This window comes from Lentzea sp. NBRC 102530 (assembly GCF_030269365.1).
Lineage (GTDB): Bacteria > Actinomycetota > Actinomycetes > Mycobacteriales > Pseudonocardiaceae > Lentzea.
This window is the reverse complement of sequence record NZ_BSTF01000004.1, coordinates 468727-485334: the sequence shown is the minus strand read 5'-3', so window position 1 is coordinate 485334 and position 16608 is coordinate 468727. Positions and strand designations below refer to the sequence as shown.

The 16608-nt window shown below is 69.9% G+C and carries 15 protein-coding genes; 9 read left to right on the top strand and 6 right to left on the bottom strand.

The features are described 5' to 3' along the window. Window positions 1-280 precede the first annotated feature (280 nt). The gene (locus QSK25_RS13755; RefSeq protein WP_285638586.1) at window positions 281-1120 is read right to left on the bottom strand and encodes a DNA-3-methyladenine glycosylase family protein; all 840 of its coding nucleotides are present in this window, start codon (window positions 1118-1120) and stop codon (window positions 281-283) included. Between the two features lie 49 nt (window positions 1121-1169). Then, on the bottom strand, window positions 1170-1781 hold the full coding sequence (locus tag QSK25_RS13750; RefSeq protein WP_285638585.1) for a mycothiol-dependent nitroreductase Rv2466c family protein: 612 nt from the start codon (window positions 1779-1781) through the stop codon (window positions 1170-1172). A 161-nt stretch (window positions 1782-1942) separates the two neighbouring features. Here QSK25_RS13750 and pepN point away from each other — a divergent pair, with 161 nt between their 5' ends. The 4 genes from pepN to QSK25_RS13730 all read left to right on the top strand — a co-directional run bounded on the left by pepN (window position 1943) and on the right by QSK25_RS13730 (window position 7802). Beyond that, a complete protein-coding gene (gene pepN / locus QSK25_RS13745; protein WP_285638583.1) occupies window positions 1943-4504 on the top strand; it encodes an aminopeptidase N in 2562 nt (853 codons plus the stop codon). A gap of 82 nt (window positions 4505-4586) precedes the next feature. Continuing rightward, on the top strand, window positions 4587-5432 hold the full coding sequence (locus QSK25_RS13740; protein WP_285638581.1) for a barstar family protein: 846 nt from the start codon (window positions 4587-4589) through the stop codon (window positions 5430-5432). 16 nt (window positions 5433-5448) lie between these two features. Continuing rightward, window positions 5449-7164, top strand: a complete 1716-nt coding sequence (locus QSK25_RS13735) for a GNAT family N-acetyltransferase (RefSeq protein ID WP_285638579.1) — start codon at window positions 5449-5451, stop codon at window positions 7162-7164. Next, complete coding sequence (locus QSK25_RS13730) at window positions 7161-7802, top strand: GNAT family N-acetyltransferase (protein ID WP_285638578.1); 642 nt, start codon at window positions 7161-7163, stop codon at window positions 7800-7802. Before QSK25_RS13735 ends, QSK25_RS13730 begins: the two co-directional genes overlap by 4 nt. A 51-nt stretch (window positions 7803-7853) precedes the next feature. Here QSK25_RS13730 and QSK25_RS13725 read toward each other — a convergent pair whose 3' ends face one another. Genes QSK25_RS13725 through QSK25_RS13715 form a run of 3 tightly spaced genes read right to left on the bottom strand, consistent with a single transcriptional unit; the run spans window position 7854 to window position 9755 of the window. Then, window positions 7854-8333 (bottom strand): DUF5130 family protein, encoded by a 480-nt coding sequence (locus tag QSK25_RS13725; protein WP_285638577.1) that lies wholly within the window; start codon window positions 8331-8333, stop codon window positions 7854-7856. After that, complete coding sequence (ctaJ, locus tag QSK25_RS13720) at window positions 8320-8565, bottom strand: aa3-type cytochrome oxidase subunit CtaJ (protein ID WP_285638576.1); 246 nt, start codon at window positions 8563-8565, stop codon at window positions 8320-8322. Before ctaJ ends, QSK25_RS13725 begins: the two co-directional genes overlap by 14 nt. A 20-nt stretch (window positions 8566-8585) precedes the next feature. Further along, window positions 8586-9755 carry an MFS transporter gene (locus tag QSK25_RS13715; protein ID WP_285638575.1) on the bottom strand — a complete coding sequence of 390 codons (1170 nt, stop codon included), beginning with the start codon at window positions 9753-9755 and terminating at the stop codon, window positions 8586-8588. 303 nt (window positions 9756-10058) lie between these two features. Here QSK25_RS13715 and QSK25_RS13710 point away from each other — a divergent pair, with 303 nt between their 5' ends. Then, window positions 10059-10559, top strand: coding sequence for a DUF2345 domain-containing protein (locus QSK25_RS13710; RefSeq protein ID WP_285638574.1), 501 nt, complete (start codon window positions 10059-10061; stop codon window positions 10557-10559). 23 nt (window positions 10560-10582) lie between these two features. Here the strand turns inward: QSK25_RS13710 and QSK25_RS13705 are convergent, their stop codons facing one another. Then, entirely contained in the window at window positions 10583-11164 is a 582-nt protein-coding gene (locus QSK25_RS13705) for an HNH endonuclease (RefSeq protein WP_285638707.1), read from the bottom strand. A 239-nt stretch (window positions 11165-11403) separates the two neighbouring features. Between QSK25_RS13705 and QSK25_RS13700 the strand changes: the two genes are divergently transcribed. The 4 genes from QSK25_RS13700 to QSK25_RS13685 all read left to right on the top strand — a co-directional run bounded on the left by QSK25_RS13700 (window position 11404) and on the right by QSK25_RS13685 (window position 16597). After that, window positions 11404-13500 (top strand): prolyl oligopeptidase family serine peptidase, encoded by a 2097-nt coding sequence (locus QSK25_RS13700; RefSeq protein ID WP_285638573.1) that lies wholly within the window; start codon window positions 11404-11406, stop codon window positions 13498-13500. 41 nt (window positions 13501-13541) lie between these two features. Next, a complete protein-coding gene (locus QSK25_RS13695) occupies window positions 13542-14423 on the top strand; it encodes a mechanosensitive ion channel family protein (protein ID WP_285638706.1) in 882 nt (293 codons plus the stop codon). A 140-nt stretch (window positions 14424-14563) separates the two neighbouring features. Beyond that, a complete protein-coding gene (locus tag QSK25_RS13690) occupies window positions 14564-14947 on the top strand; it encodes a globin (RefSeq protein ID WP_285638572.1) in 384 nt (127 codons plus the stop codon). A gap of 57 nt (window positions 14948-15004) precedes the next feature. Further along, window positions 15005-16597, top strand: a complete 1593-nt coding sequence (locus QSK25_RS13685) for a glycoside hydrolase family 13 protein (RefSeq protein ID WP_285638571.1) — start codon at window positions 15005-15007, stop codon at window positions 16595-16597. Window positions 16598-16608 lie beyond the last annotated feature (11 nt).

The window sequence follows — 16608 nt, the reverse complement described above, 5'->3', positions numbered from 1 at the left end:
TGGTCACGGTGGAGGGGTGGCAGGGCAGGTAGTCGGAGGCAGGGTCGGCAGGGCGGGACGGTGTGGCGGCGGCGAGACGGAGCGGGTCGGCACGGCAGAGCGGCATGGCAGGGCGGGTCTGCAGGGCGGCACGGCAAGCGGGTCGGCACGGCAGGGCGGCAAGCGGGTATGCAGGGCGGCACGACAGAGCGCACGGCGGAGCGACACGGCAGCACGGCACGGCACGGCCGAGCGTGTCGGCACGGCAGCGCGGCGCGGAGCTGGGCCGGGCGCCTTGTGGTCAGCGGATGGCCGGCGCCGCGGCTGCCAGGCGGCGTTCCCTCATCACGCGCAGGTGCACCGCCGCCCAGGTCCGGTAGGGCCGCCACGCCTCCGACACCTCGGCCAGCGGCCGCCCGTACAGCTCGACCACCTCGTCGGTGAGGCGGGCCTCGTTGTGCGGCACGGCATCCGGGGCGTTCGCGCCGCGCAGCACCACCAACTCGGCGGCGAACGGGCCCAGGCCCTTCACCTGTTGCACGGCCAGCACGGCGGCGGCGGGCTTCATCGCCCGGAGCGTGACGGCGTCGAGGAGGCCGTCCAGGGCGGCTTCGGCCACCGCGCGCAGGTACTCCGGTTTGCGGCCCGGCAGGTCGAGGTCCAGCGACAGCAGTTCTGCCGGTGTCGGGAACACGCCATCACGCAGCAAAGCAGCCTTCAGGGCGCTGGCCTGGGACATGCGGATGCGCTGGGAGAGGACCGACCAGGCCGCTGCCTCGTACGGCGAGTAGAAGCCGCACGGGCGCAGGCCGGGCAGAGCGGCCTGGGCGGCGGCCATCACCGGGTCGCGCGCTGCCACGTCGGGCCAGGCGCTGCCGTCCACGTCGAGGGAGAGGAAGCGGCACACCTGGGCCGCCGCCGCGTCCGGGTCAGCGGGGCCGGACAGCGACAGGAGGGCGGTGGGGCCGCGCTGGGTCACGGAGACCTCGGCGCGGCGCCACTCGCCCTCGACCAGGAACGTCGCCCGCAGCGCCTCTCCCTCGCACGCGGGCAGTGCGGAGGGGGTGAAGCCCTCCCAGAACGACCTGGACGTCGCCAGTGACCAGGGGCCTTGAACTGCGACTTCGACGTGGTGTGCCATGTCTGGAGACGCTAGCGACGACCCCTGACAGAAAATCGGCGAGCAGCGGTCAGCTGAAGTCCAGGTCACCCGTCCGAGTGCGCTTGAGCTCGAAGAAGTACGGGTAGGAGGCGAGCAGGTGGGCGCCGTCGTAGATCTTGCCCGCCTCTTCGCCGCGCGGGATCTTGGTGAGCACCGGGCCGAAGAACGCGACGCCGTCGATGTGGATCGTGGGCGTGCCGACGTCCATGCCGACCGGGTCCATGCCGCGGTGGTGCGACGCCTTGAGCTCCTCGTCGTACTCGGTCGAGGTGGCGGCCTCGGCGAGTTCGGCGGGCAGGCCGGCGTCGGCGAGGGCCAGCTTGATGACCTCGTCGTAGTCCTTGTTGTTCTCGTTGTGGAACCTCGTGCCGAACGCCGTGTAGTACGGCAGCAGCACGGAGTTGCCGAACTTCTGCTCCGCGGCGATCGCCACGCGGACCGGGCCCCAGGCCTTCTCCAGGAACTCCTTGTACTGCTCGGGCAGCTCGTCGCGGCCCGAGTTGAGCACCGCGAGGCTCATCACGTGGAAGCTCAGGTCGATCTCGCGGACCTTCTCGACCTCGAGGATCCACCTGGAGGAGATCCAAGCGAACGGACACGTCGGGTCGAAGTAGAAGTCGACCTTCGCCTTGTCGGACATGCTTGCCCCTTCAGTCTCTGTGGACGGTTATCGCCCCATCAGCCCAACGAGATCACCCTGTCATCTCTTCCCGTGCGCCGGTTCCGTGATTGGATGCGGGAGTCATAACCATTCCCGACGACGTCAGCGCGTAACCACACGCGTGGCAGACGAGGTGACCAGTGGCCGCGCCCAACCTCACCCGCGACCAGGCTCAGGACCGTGCTGAGCTGCTGGAAGTGGAGTCCTACCGGATCGAGCTGGACCTGACCGACGGCGGCGGAAAGCCGGGCTCGGACACGTTCCGCTCCGCCACCACCGTGGTGTTCCGCAGCCGGACTCCGGGTGCTTCCTCGTGGATCGACATCGTGGCGGCGACCGTGCACCGCGCTGTGCTCAACGGAAGCGAACTCGACGTCTCCTCCTACCGCGAGGAGGACGGCATCGTCCTGCCGGACCTCGCGGAGACCAACGAGCTCACCATCGAGGCCGACTGCCGGTACATGAACACCGGCGAGGGCCTGCACCGGTTCGTCGACCCGGTCGACGGCGGCGTGTACCTGTACTCGCAGTTCGAGACCGCGGACGCCAAGCGCATGTTCGCGTGCTTCGACCAGCCCGACCTCAAGTCCGTCTACTCCATGAAGGTGACGGCGCCGCACGACTGGAAGGTCATCTCGAACGGCGAGATCATCGCCACCGAGGCCGGCGAGGGCGGCGCGGACGTGCACACGTTCGCCACCACCAAGCCGATGTCGACCTACATCGTGGCCCTGGTCGCCGGTCCTTACGCCGAGTGGCGCGACGAGTTCGTCGAGGGCGACTTCAAGATCCCGCTCGGCCTCTACTGCCGCGCCTCGCTCGCCCCGCACATGGACCACGAGCGGCTGTTCACCGAGACCAAGCAGGGTTTCGGGTTCTTCCACAAGGCGTTCGGGGTGCAGTACCCGTTCGGCAAGTACGACCAGTGCTTCGTGCCGGAGTTCAACGCGGGCGCGATGGAGAACGCGGGCTGCGTCACGTTCCTCGAGGACTACGTCTTCCGCAGCCGCGTCACCCGCTACCTCTACGAGCGCCGCGCCGAGACCGTGCTGCACGAGATGGCGCACATGTGGTTCGGCGACCTCGTCACCATGCGCTGGTGGGACGACCTGTGGCTGAACGAGTCGTTCGCCACCTGGGCGTCCGTGCTCGCGCAGGCCGAGGCCACCGAGTACCGCCAGGCGTGGACGACGTTCGCGAAGATCGAGAAGTCGTGGGCCTACCGGCAGGACCAGCTGCCGTCCACGCACCCGGTCGCCGCGGACATCTCCGACCTGCAGGCGGTCGAGGTCAACTTCGACGGCATCACCTACGCCAAGGGCGCGTCGGTGCTCAAGCAGCTCGTCGCGTACGTCGGGCTGGAGAACTTCCTGGCGGGCCTGCGGGTCTACTTCGCCAAGCACGCCTGGGGCAACGCCACGCTCGCCGACCTGCTCGGCGCGCTGGAGGAGGCGTCCGGCCGCGACCTGTCGTGGTGGAGCGCGCAGTGGCTGGAGACGACGGGCCTGAACCTGTTGCGCCCCAAGTTCACCGTTGACGCGGACGGCAAGTTCACCGAGTTCGCGGTGTTGCAGGGCGGCGCCCGTCCGGGTGCCGGTGAGCTGCGCACGCACCGCATCGCGATCGGCGTCTACGACGACGACGGCAGCGGCAAGCTCGTCCGCACGCACCGCCATGAGCTGGACGTCACGGGCGAGCGCACCGAGGTGCCCGAACTCGTCGGCGTGCACCGCGGCAAGATCGTGCTGGTCAACGACGACGACCTCACGTACTGCACGATGCGCCTCGACCCCGACTCGCTGGCCGGGCTGATCGACCACATCTCCGACATCGCCGAACCGCTGCCGCGCACGCTGTGCTGGTCGGCCGCGTGGGAGATGACCCGCGAGGCCGAGCTGAAGGCCCGCGACTTCGTGAACCTGGTGCTCGGCGGGCTGGGTTCGGAGTCCGAGGTCGGTGTGGTGCAACGACTTCTGCTCCAGGCGCAGACCTCGCTGTCGTCCTACGCGGACGACTCGTGGCGCGCGGAGGGCTGGCGCCGGTTCGTGGCGAAGGCCCTGGAACTGGCTCGGGCGGCCGAGCCGGGTTCGGACCACCAACTGGCGTTCGTGAACGCGCTGGCGTCGTCGGTGCTCGACGACGCCACCGTGGACGTGCTGCGCGGCTGGTACGACGGCTCCGCCGAACTGCCGGGCCTCGACGTCGACACGGACCTGCGCTGGCGGCTGCTGCAGGCGCTCGTCGCGCACGGCAAGGCCGACCTGCCGGAGATCATCGCCGAGGAGGAGCGCGACCCGACCTCCACCGGTCACCGCCGCGCCCAGTCGGCCAGGGCGCTGCGCCCGACGGTCGAGGCCAAGGACGAGGCGTGGGACCGCGCCGTGAACGACGACGAGCTGCCGAACGCGGTCAGCGAGGCGATCATCGCGGGCATCTCGCACCCCGGCCAGAAGGAACTGCTCGCGCCGTACGTCTCCCGCTACTTCGCCGACGTGAAGGGCGTGTGGGACCGCCGCACCTCCGAGCGCGCGCAGTCGATGGTCGTCGGCATGTTCCCGGCATGGTCGATCACGAAGTCCACTGTGGAGGCAGCGGACGCGTGGCTGGCCGACGAGCACCCGCCGGCGTTGCGCCGTCTGGTGTCCGAGGGGCGTGCGGGCATCGTGCGCGCGCTGGCCGCGCAGGAGTTCGACCGCTCCTGACGTCCTGCTCGCGGAAGCCCCGTAATGCGTTCGCGCGTTGCGGGGCTTTCCCGTAACTTCGGGCGGCCTGGGGAGGTTCTTCTTGACGTTTCCGATCAGGTACGAGGTCGTGCGTGGCGGCGAGGTGCTCCTCCGGGCCGTCGACGCCGAAGGCCTGTTCGCCGACAAGGTGGTGCCTCCGCGCGAACTCTTCGTGTTCCGCGGGTGCCCACCGGACGTCGCCTCGTCCTTCGACGAGGTCTTCGGGTTCGAGGTCGCCGACGACAACGGCATGTACCAGTGGTGGGCACTGGTCGCCGTGGCGGTGCACGCCGTGACTCCGGAGGGCGACGTCTTCGCCACGGCGTCCCCGTGCTTCTTCCCCACGAGGCCGGGAGGATCGGCCGGCGAGGCGCGGTACCAGTTGCGGGGAAACTCCCAGAACGGCCTGTGCGCTTCGATCGACGGTTTTCCCCGCACGGAGGGAAGTCCTGACCGCTGGCCACCCGTGCGGCTGATCGGTGGCGAGATGGCCTCCGTGCCGTTCGGCCTGGAAGTCCTCGGCGTCGAGCCCTCGTCTCCGGGTGACGGGCTGGTCGACAGCACGTTCGACCAGTCGTACGTGCTGGAGGACCGGACGTCTCCGCACGCAGGCGGACGGCCGGACGGGTGGAGTGGCGGCGGGGTCTTCCACCTCGACGGCCGGTACGCCACCGACGCTCCCGGCCTCTTCCTCGCGCTGAACGAGGGACTGCTCGGGCCCGGTGCGTACTTCGGCAGGGCGCACAACGACGTCCAGGACCACCTGCACCTGCCGTGTTGCGGTCCCCCGCCCGATGACATCACCTTGGTGTGGCACCACGCCGACGTCGCGCGGTACGCGGTGCCGGAGGAGTTCGAGTGGGCCGTGAAGACGTTGGGCCACAGCGTGGACCTCGTGTTCGACTAGACCTGTGGAGGTCCCGGTGGCGCTGCCGATCCGCTACGAGGTCGTGCGCAGGTGGGTGGACGACGAGGACGTGCTCGAGGAGGTCCTCGCGCGGGTCGTCGACGTCGACGGGCTGTTCGAGGACGTGACGCCGGCGCCGCGGGGCAGGCTCGTGCTGCGCGGGTGCACGGCCGGGAGGCTCGACGGTGACGTGCAGCTGGAGGTCCAGGGGTCGCCGGACAGCGAGCTGTGGCGGCTGGCCGACCTGGTCGTGCACGCCGAACTCGGCGGCGGTGACCTCGTCGCGACGGCCACCGCGACCTGTCTGCTCGACAGCGAGGACCTCGGGCCGTCGCCGCGGTTCACCCTCTCCCAGCACTCCAGGGAGATCGGTACGTGCGTTGCGGTGGAAGGACTTCCGCGCGAGCACCGGGGTGTGGCGCCACCGGTGACGTTGATCGGGTGCGACACCCCTGAGCTCATCCGGCCCGGCAGGCCCGATGGCGAGCGCGGGCCGTACGTCGGGTTGCGCGCGTTGGACCCCGACGGGCGTGTGGTGGCGCACGCCGGGGTGGCGCTGGACGTCGTGTCGGTGAGTCCGTCGGCGGTCGGCGAGGGGCTCTTCGACGTCGTGCTCGACCAGTCCGGGGACGCCTGGCACATCGCCGAACGGCCTGTCCCCGCGGCGCGCGGGGCGTGGCGGATCTGGATGGAAGGCGTTCCGGCGCAACGGAACCTGTGGGCACCGTTGTCGAGCGAGGGCCGCCTGTGGTGGAACGAACTCGCCGCCAAGGCCCGGCGCAACCGGCCGGTGGCGGGCGTGCACGACGTGGACGGCACCTACGCCAACGACGAGTGCGGCGTGCACCTGGCGTTGAGCGAGGCGCTGGTCGGGCCCGGCGACTACCTCGGCGGCGTGCACAGCATCACCGGCGCGTACGAGGAGTGGTGGTTCGTCCCCGGCATCACGCTGGTCTGGCACCAGCCGCGGGTGGCGCTGGAGTCGGTGCCGGAACACTTCTACGGGCTGCTGAAGTACCTGCTGCGCAACGGGGTCGAGGTCCTCTTCGAACCGTCCGAACCGGACTTCGGCTACCGGCTGGACCGCGGCGTCGAACTCGGCGGGCTCGTCGACCGCTGGATCACCGGCTGGGCGAGGGCCGCGGAGATCGACCCGCCGGACGCGTTGCTCGACAACTGGCACGTGTGGGCCGATCTGCCCGGCCGCGAGGAGGAGCGGGTCCTCACCGGCGACGCGCTGGTCGCGGAGCACGCCGAGGACGTGGCGCTGAACCCGGTCCCGGCCTGGCTGACCGTGCCGACGCGCTCCCCCGACGAGGTCAGTCTCGTCGTCGAGGAGGCGGGGCTGGTGCTGCGCGAACCCGAGGCGTTCATGGTGCGCGGACTGTTCGACCACCCGGCGCCGAAACCGCCCGACGGCTACGAGGTGCGGGTCACGCCGGGGGACGTGATCGAGGTCGTGGTGACGTGCGACGGCGAGGTGGCGGCGAGCGGACGCATGGCCGTCGTCGGGGAGGACGCCGTGCCGCACGGCGTGGAGACAGCCCCGGATCATCGACGACGCGGGCTCGGTGGCGTCGTGATGGGGGCACTGGCCAGGGAGGCGGTCAAGGCGGGGGCGTCGGAGGGCCTGCTGTTCGCGACCGACGACGGCTGGCACCTGTACCGGAAACTGGGCTGGGACACGATCTGCGACGTGGTCATCGCGTCGAACGGCAAGGGGGAAGCGTGATCGGTGAACTGGTGCAACGGTGGCACCGCGGCTGGATCGCGGCGGACGGGCTGACGTCTTCCTGGCGCGACGGCCACCTGGTCGTCCACGTGAACCGGTCGCACCGGGTCTTCGAGTGGATCGCCACGGACGACACGGCGGTCGGCGAGCTGGCCGCCGTCGTGGCCGCGGCGCAGGAACCGAGCTGGCTGAGCGTGCCCACGCACGCGCCGGAGAAGGTGATCGCGGAGATCGAGGCCGCCGGCCTCACCGTGGCGCGGCCGGACGAGACGTTCATGCGGCGGGTCCTCGCCGATCACCCCGCACCACAGCCGCCGTCCGGGTACGTGGTCGAGGTGAGCCGGGACCCGGTGATCGGGGTCCAGGTGCTCGCGGACGGCGAAGTGGCGGCCAGCGGGCTCATGGCCGTCGTCGGACAGGACGCGGTGGCGCACCGGATCGAGACCGCCGAGGACCATCGACGGCGTGGGCTCGGCAGCGTCGTGATGGGCACGCTGGTGCGGGAGGCGGTGCGGGACGGGGCGACGACCGGGTTGCTGTTCTCGTCGACCACGGGCGTGCACCTGTACCGCAGCCTCGGCTGGGAAAAGGTCTCCGACCTGGTCGTGGCGCAGAACCAGGCCCAGAACCAGGTCTAGCAATGAAAACGCCCCCGGCGACACACCGGGGGCGTTCGGGAAGTGCGTGGATCAGGAACGGGGCGCGGCGCCCGCCTGGTCGGTCAGCATGCGCAGGCCCGACACGAGGCCGCCCGCGAGGTCGCCCTCCTTGAAGGACGCCACCATGCTCATCACCGCGAGCTTGGCGCCGCGGTCGGCGAGCCTGCGGTGGGACTCCTCGCCCGTCACGATCTCCACGACGCGCTCGCCCGGCGACACGGCCACGAGGACGTGGTGCGAGGGACGCTCGGTGGAGCCGTGCAGCTCCTGCGCGCGCTCGTGGGCGTTCGCGCCCAGCTCGCCCAGGTACACGCTGAAGTCGAGGCCCGTGGAACGGCTGGAGAGCGTCAACGCCTCGTCCAGCTGCGCGAGCTGGGCCGGCGTGAAGGGCAGCTCCGGTGCGTGCGGCTCGTACATCTTCGCCGCGGACACCCGGCCGCTGTTCGTCACGACGGCGCCGAGCGGCAGCGAAGCCGGGTCGACTGCCTCGATCGCCTTACCAGTTGCCACGTGCGCCTCCCTTGGCGGTCGAGTCCGAGGTACCGGACTCGGCGGCACTGTGGTGGTCCGCGCTCAACCCGGCCGGGTTCGCGCTCCACCACACCGGGGCGTAGCCCCACTCCTGGCCGGGCCGGTACCGGGGAATCCGGGTGGCCTTTGGCCTCACCGTCAGCAGCGTGATCACGCCGTAGATCGCCAGCGGGATCAGCGCGAAGACGAGAACGGTCTCCACGATGGTCACGGCGGGTACGGTAGCCGAACTCAGCCGCGCGTGAGCGGCCGGGCCAGCAAGATCGCGGTGAATCCCACGATCGAGCCCGCGACGACGTAGACGGTGCCGAGCGAGGTGGCCTGCGCGAGCGGTCCGGCGAGGCCTGCGCCCAGCGGGGAGAGTCCCCAGGCCAGCACCCGGTACGCGCTGGTCACGCGGCCCATCATCGGGCCGGGCGTCAGGCGTTGGCGGCGGGTCGCGGACAGCACGTTCCACCCCGCGGACGCCACGCCGAACAACACGCACGCGAGCACGGCCACCGCCAGCCAGGGCGTGGCCCCGAACAACGCGAACGCGCCGCCGAGCAGCAGCAGGAACCCGACCATGACCCGGCCGGAACCCCACCGCCGGGCGAGTCGCGGGGACAGCCTCGCCCCTAGCAGAGCACCGGCCGCCATGCACACGACCAGGAACGGAACCACCGGTTCGGCGAGGCCGAGTACCTGGATGGAGTAGAGCGCCAGCATGGCGTTGATCGCGGCCGCGCAGACAGCTGTGATTGCAACGGCAACTACCAGTGACCGCAGGCCAGAGGTCTGGACCAGGAACCTGGCGCCCTGCACCAGCTGACCTCGAAGATCACCACCGGCGCGCTCCGGAGCGACGTCCGGCACACGGGACACGAAGATCGCCGCGGCGACGAACGAGAGCGCGTCGAGCGCGAAGCAGGCCGCGGGCGCCCACCAGAAGAGCCCGGCGGCGGCGAGCGGGCCGGCGAGGTCCATACCAACGGTCTCGACCACGACGAACCGGCCGTTGGCCGCCTCCAGGTCGTCCTTCCCCGCGAGTTCGACCAGCAGCACCTGCGAGGCCGAGTCCGCGAACGTCTCCGCGGAGGTCAGCACGAAAGCCGTGGCGCACAAGACGACGACCGTGGCGTGTCCGGTGTGGACGGCCAGGGCGAGCAGTCCGGTCACCCCGGCGCGCAGCCAGTGGGCCACGACGACCACGGTCCGGGGCCTCCAGCGATCGACGAGCGCGCCGGCCGGCAACGCGACGAGCAACCACGGCAACGCGAGCGCCACGGCCACCGCCGAGACCGCGAGCGGGCTGCGGGTCGTCGAGGCGGCGTACAACGGCAGCGCGACGACGCGCACGCCGTCGCCCACGAGCGAGACCGCCCAGGCCGCGGTGAGCGCTCGGAAACCCCGTCCATGCATGCCTTTTGCCGTATGACGCACGTCACGTTCCATCAGAAGGAACGCTACAGAGCGTGTCCATACCGGCCAGTAAGGGCAATGAGTGCTCTCGTGCGGCGCAGCGGTTACACCCGGTCAGGCCTCACCCGGTCGGAGGCGAACGGGTGCCGGTTTGGGGTCTTGTTCCCGGATCACCCACCTCTTAGCTTTTCACCTATACGGGTCTTGCGCACCCGCCACTGACGAGTTGGAGGACACAAAATGTTCACGATGACCCGCCCCCAGGCCGTGACCTTCACTCTTCCGAGCTACAAGGACGATTCAGTGCGTATCACCGCTAGTGACTCCGTCCGGATCACGATGGACGACTCCGTTCGGATCACCATGTCCGATTCGGTGCGTATCACGGCGAGCGACTCCGTCCGCATCACGATGGCAGACTCGGTGCGCATCACGGCGAGCGATTCGGTCAGGATCACGATGGACGACAGCGTCCGGATCACGGCCCACGACGACAGCGTGCGCATCACGATGGACGACAGCGTCCGCATCACCGCACACGACGACTCCGTGCGCATCACGGCGCAGCAGGACTCTGTGCGCATCACGATGGACGACAGCGTGCGCATCACCGCGCACGACGACTCGGTCCGCATCACCGCACACGACGACAGCGTGCGCATCACGGCCCACGACGACTCCGTGCGCATCACCGCACAGCAGGACTCCGTGCGCATCACGATGGACGACAGCGTCCGCATCACCGCACTCGACGACAGCGTCCGCATCACGGCACGCCGCGACGACTTCTCCCTCGCGGCCTGACCCGTCCCGCGCGCAGCGGCAGATCAGGCCGCCGGTTCACCCAGGTACGGCAACCACTGCGGATCAGCCTCGGCCACGCCGGCGAGCAACCGCCAGTGCGGGCCACGCGGCGCCGCGGGAACGACGCGCAGCCGCCAGCCCAGTTCGGACAGGAGCTTGTCCGCCTTGCGGTGGTTGCACTTCGCACAGCAGGCGACGCAGTTGGTCCAGGTGTGAGGTCCGCCACGCGAGCGCGGCACGACGTGGTCGATCGTCTCGGCCCGCCCGCCGCAGTAGGCGCAGCGATAACGGTCGCGGTGCATGAGCCCGGCACGGGTCATCGGCACGCGGCCGCGGTAGGGAACGCGCACGTAAGTGCTCAGCCGGATCACGGACGGCACGAGCACCTCGGACTTCGACGAGTGCAGCACCAGCCCGGAGGCGTCTCCGTGCACGACTTCGGCTTTCCCGCAGACCACCAGCACGACCGCGCGGCGCAGTGACAACGCCGTGAGCGGCTCGAACGTGGCGTTCAGCAGCAGGACCTTGCGTCTTCCCCAGGGGTAGACCGCCGGCGTCGGACCGGAACCTCCCCCGTCTCGATCCCCGTCCGGTACCGCCCGCAGCTCGGGCTGATTTCGGCATGGGAGGACCGTCGGCGCCGTCTCGCCTGGCGGCGAGCCGCCGATAGGGGTCGGTTGTCGGTCTGGCACGCGACCACCTCCACCGGTTCAGCCCTAGGAGACCACACTTACCAGGAAAAAATCACGTGTGATAAGTGACGTGTCACGGATGCGTGATCAAACCCGGGGTGAACCAACTCCCTATCGGAGATGGTTTTCAAGAGCCCGCTACCCTTGACAAGGTGACAGAGGCTCCTTCCACTCCACTGCCTGCGACGATCACCTACCCGATCGCCGAGCGGCTGAACATCGCCGAGCAGATCCACGGGCGCACCGTCGCCGATCCGTACCGGTGGCTCGAAGACACGCAGGACCCCCGCACCGCGGAGTGGTCGCAGGCGCAGGACGTGCTCGCGCGGTCCTGGCTGGACGCGATGCCCGGCCGTGAACGCCTGGGCGCGCGCCTCAAGGAGCTGATGCGCACCGGTTCGGTGTCCACTCCGGCCTTCCGCGCGGGCAGGGCGTTCTTCACCCGCCGCGGCCCCGAGCAGGACCACCCCGTCGTGATGGTGCGCGAGGCCGACGGCACCGAACGCGTGCTGTTCGACGTGAGCGCGCTCGACCCGTCCGGCCGGACCACGCTCGACAGCTGGTCCCCCAGCCTCGAGGGCGCGCGCCTGGCGTACCAGGTGTCCGTCGGCGGCGACGAGCACTCCTTGCTGCACGTCATCGACGTCGAGACCGGCGCGCACATCGAGGGCCCGATCGACCGGTGCCGCTACTCCTCCATCGGCTGGCTGCCCGGCGGCGAGGAGTTCTTCTACGTGCGGCAGGTCGACCCGGCGCTGCTGCCCGAGGACGAGAAGCTGTTCCACCGCCGCGTGTGGCGCCACCGCGTCGGCACGGACCCGGCGACGGACCTCAACGTCCACGGCGACGACCAGGCGCACACGTTCTACTACTCGCTCACCGTCTCGCAGGACGGCCGCTGGCTCGTCGTGAGCGGCGCGCCGAGCACGTTGAAGCACGACTCCGTGTGGATCGCGGACCTGCACGGCGACGCGGCGCTCAAGCCGATCGTGCTGACCGAGGACGGCGTGCAGTGCTCGGCGTCGGTCGCCCGCGACGGCAGGCTCTACCTGCACACCAACCACAGCGCGCCCCGGCAGCGCCTCTGCGTCGCGGACCCCGAGAACCCGACCGAGTGGACCGAGCTCATCGCCGAGGAGCCCGACTCGGTGCTCGACGGCGTGCGCTGGTTCGACGGCGACCTGGTCGTCCTGCGCACCCGGCACGCGGTGTCCGAACTGCACCTGCACGACGCGGCGACCGGCGCGCACCAGCGGGAGATCCCGCTGCCCGGCCCGGGTTCGCTGCACGGCATGTCCGTCGTGGACGCCCGCACGGAGACCGACCAGGACCAGCTGTGGTTCGGGTTCACCGACTTCGTGACGCCGCAGTCGATCTTCCGGTTCTCCAAGACCACCGGCGAGACCGTGCTGCACGAGGCCGCGCCCGGCCGGGTCGAACTGCCCACCGTGACGACGCAGCAGATCGCGTTCACGTCCAAGGACGGCACGACGGTCCGGATGTTCGTGGTGAGCGGCGAGCAGAAGCCGGACCTGCCTCGTCCCGCGCTGGTCACGGGCTACGGCGGCTTCGCGATCGGCCGCGGTCCCGGCTACAGCGCGACGACGCTCGCGTGGGTCGAGGCGGGCGGCGTGTGGGTGCACGTGTCGTTGCGCGGCGGTGACGAGGAGGGCGAGGAGTGGCACCTCGCCGGGATGCGCGCCAACAAGCAGAACGTGTTCGACGACTTCCACGCCGCCGCGGAACGCCTGATCCGCGACGGGTGGACCACGCCGCAGCAGCTGGCGATCATGGGAGGCTCCAACGGAGGCCTGCTCGTGGGCGCCGCCCTCACCCAACGGCCGGAGCTCTACGCCGCCGTGGTGTGCTCAGCGCCACTGCTCGACATGGTGCGCTACGAGAAGTTCCTGCTCGGACGGTTGTGGGCCGACGAGTACGGCAGCGCAAGCGTTTCCGAGGAACTGGGCTGGCTGCTCTCCTACTCGCCATATCACCAAGTGGTAACGGACGTTGAGTATCCTTCGGTCTTGTTCACGGTGTTCGAGTCGGATTCTCGTGTGGACCCCAACCACGCCAGGAAGATGTGCGCAGCGCTGCAGCACGCTTCGTCAAGTGATCCGACCAAGCACCCGGTGCTGATCCGCCGCGAGACCGAGGTCGGTCACGCGGGCCGGTCAGTCAGCCGGACGGTGTCTCTCGCCGTGGACCAGCTGACGTTTCTCGCGAATGCCACCGGCATGGAGTTGTAGGAGGGCACGACCACGTGATGTCGACGAGTCCCGTGGATGACATCTCGGACAAGACCGCGCAGGCGGTGGGCTTCTTCGAGAAGTACGGCCCCGACATCATCGCGGGCAGCATCAAGATCGTTCTGATCCTGATCGCCGCCTTCGTGATCAGGGCCATGCTGCGCAAGGTCATCGACCGGATCACGACGCCCGGCAAGGAAGGCAAGAAGCCGGGCCTGCTCAAGCCGTTGCGGGAACGCGCTCCGCAGGCGCTCGGGAACCTCATCTCCGAGCGCCGCGAGCAGCGCGCCCGCACGATCGGCTCGGTGCTCAAGTCGATCGTCACGATCCTGATCTTCGGCATCGCGTTCCTCGAGATCCTGATCGTGGTGAAGCTCGACATCACGCCGGTGCTCACCTCCGCGGGCATCCTGGGCGTCGCCATCGGTTTCGGCGCCCAGAACCTCGTGAAGGACTTCCTCGCCGGCATGTTCATGCTGCTGGAGGACCAGTACGGCGTCGGCGACGTCGTGGACCTCGGCCCGGCGACCGGCACCGTCGAGGCGGTCGCGCTGCGCACCACCACGATCCGCGACACCGGCGGCACGGTCTGGTACGTCCGCAACGGCGAGATCCTGCGCGTCGGCAACTCGTCGCAGGGCTTCGCGGTCGCCGTCGTCGACCTGCCGCTGAGCTACGGCGCGAACCTCGCCGAGGCCACCCAGGTGCTCGAGCGCAAGGTCGCCGAGGTCGCCGACAAGGACCCGCTCAAGGCCGACATCACGGCCAAGCCCGAGGTCCTCGGCGTCGAGAAGTTCACGCCGGAGGGCATCACCCTGCGCGTGACGGCGAAGACCCGCCCCGGCCGTCAGTGGGCGGTCCAGCGCAACCTCCGCGCGCAGCTGATGCCCGCGCTCGAGGAGGCCGGCTTCACCGCCAAGTAGCCCAAACCTCGGGACCGGGTGAGTTAGAACACCCATTCGAGACGATGATCATCCGACGTCCTGCCAGTTCACACCCCTATGGCACAACCAACACCCGGGGCGGCCTGCGCGCGGCGGCCCCGGTGAGTCAGGATGAGCGGGTGGGAAACCCCGTGAGCTTCTTCGAACAGGTCGGTGGCGAGGAGACGTTCCACCGCATCGTCGCGCGCTTCTACGAAGAGGTGAAGTCCGACGAGGTCCTCCTCCCGCTGTACCCGGAAGAGGACCTCGGACCTGCGGAGGAACGGCTGCGGCTGTTCCTGATGCAGTACTGGGGCGGCCCCCACACCTACTCGGACAACCGGGGCCACCCGAGGCTGCGGATGCGCCACGTGCCGTTCAAGATCGGACCGATCGAACGGGACGCGTGGCTGCGCTGCATGAGGATCGCCGTCGACGAGGCCGGTCTGGACGAGGCTCACCGCAAGCAGCTCTGGGACTACATGGAGATGGCGGCGAACAGCTTGATGAACAGCTTTTCGTGACCGCCCATCACCCGATCGGGTCCTTTAGCAGCGAGACGAATGGCAGGATGACCCCCCGTGCGACGATCCTCCGACCTCAGCCCTGAGATCGCCGAAGAGGCCGCCTGGTGGCGTGACGCCGTCTTCTACCAGGTCTACGTGCGTTCCTTCGCCGACTCGAACGGCGACGGCGTCGGCGACCTCGACGGCATCCGGTCCCGCCTGGGCTACCTGGAACTGCTCGGGGTCGACGCCCTCTGGCTCACCCCGTTCTACCGCTCCCCGATGGCAGACCACGGCTACGACGTGGCGGACCCGCGCGACGTCGACCCGTTGTTCGGCGACCTGGCGGCGTTCGACCGGCTGGTGGCGGACGCGCACGAGCACAACATCCGCGTGACCGTCGACCTGGTCCCGAACCACTCGAGCGACCTGCACGAGTGGTTCCAGGAGGCCCTGCACGCGGGCCCCGGCAGCATGGAACGCGCCCGCTACATCTTCCGCGACGGCCGCGGCTTCGACGGCTCCCAGCCGCCGAACAACTGGGTGTCGGTCTTCGGCGGCCCCGCCTGGACCCGCGTGCCGGACGGCCAGTGGTACCTGCACCTGTTCGCGCCGGAGCAGCCCGACCTCAACTGGGAGCACCCCGAGGTCCGCGCCGACCTGGAGCAGACGCTGCGCTTCTGGCTCGACCGCGGCGTCGACGGCTTCCGCATCGACGTGGCGCACGGCATGGCCAAGCCCGAGGGCCTGCCGGACATGCACATCCAGGCCCAGGCGCCGGGCGTGCTGTCCGACGACGCGCACGACCCGCGGTTCGACAACGACGGCGTGCACGAGATCCACCGGATGATCCGCAAGGTCATGGACGGCTACCCCGGCACCATGGCCGTCGGCGAGATCTGGGTGAAGGACGACGAGCGGTTCGCCGCCTACGTCCGCCCCGACGAACTGCACCTCGGCTTCAACTTCCGGCTGGTCGAGGCCGACTTCGACGCCGACGCGGTCCGTTCGGCGATCGAGCACTCGCTGGCCGCGGTGGCCCTGACCGGCACGCCCGCCACCTGGACGTTGTCGAACCACGACGTGGTGCGGCACGTGACCCGCTACGGCGGCGGCACCGCGGGCGAGCAGCGGGCCCGCGCGATGACGCTGGTCGAACTCGCGCTGCCGGGCGTCATCTACCTCTACAACGGCGAAGAGCTCGGCCTGCCGAACGTGGAGCTGCCCGACTGGGCGTTGCAGGACCCGACCTGGGAGCGGTCCGGCCACACCGAACGCGGCCGCGACGGCTGCCGCGTGCCGATCCCGTGGGAGGGCACCACCCCGCCGTTCGGCTTCTCGACGGCCGTCAACACCTGGCTGCCGCAGCCGAACGAGTGGGACCACCTCACCGCCGAGGCACAGCTGGAGGACCCGGGCTCGATGCTCTCGCTGTACCGCGAGGCGCTGGAGCACCGGAAGTCGCACGCGTCGTTCGCCGGCACCGAGCTCGAGTGGTACGGCGCTCCGGCGGGCTGCTTCGCGTTCCGGCGCAAGGGCGGCGGGCTGATCTGCGCCCTGAACACGTCCGGTGCGTCGGTGCCGTTGCCGCCCGGTCAGGTGCTGCTGTCGTCCGGCCCGATGGACGGTGACCAGCTGCCGCCCGACACGGCCGTCTGGCTCGTCTGAGGCCTGCTGCT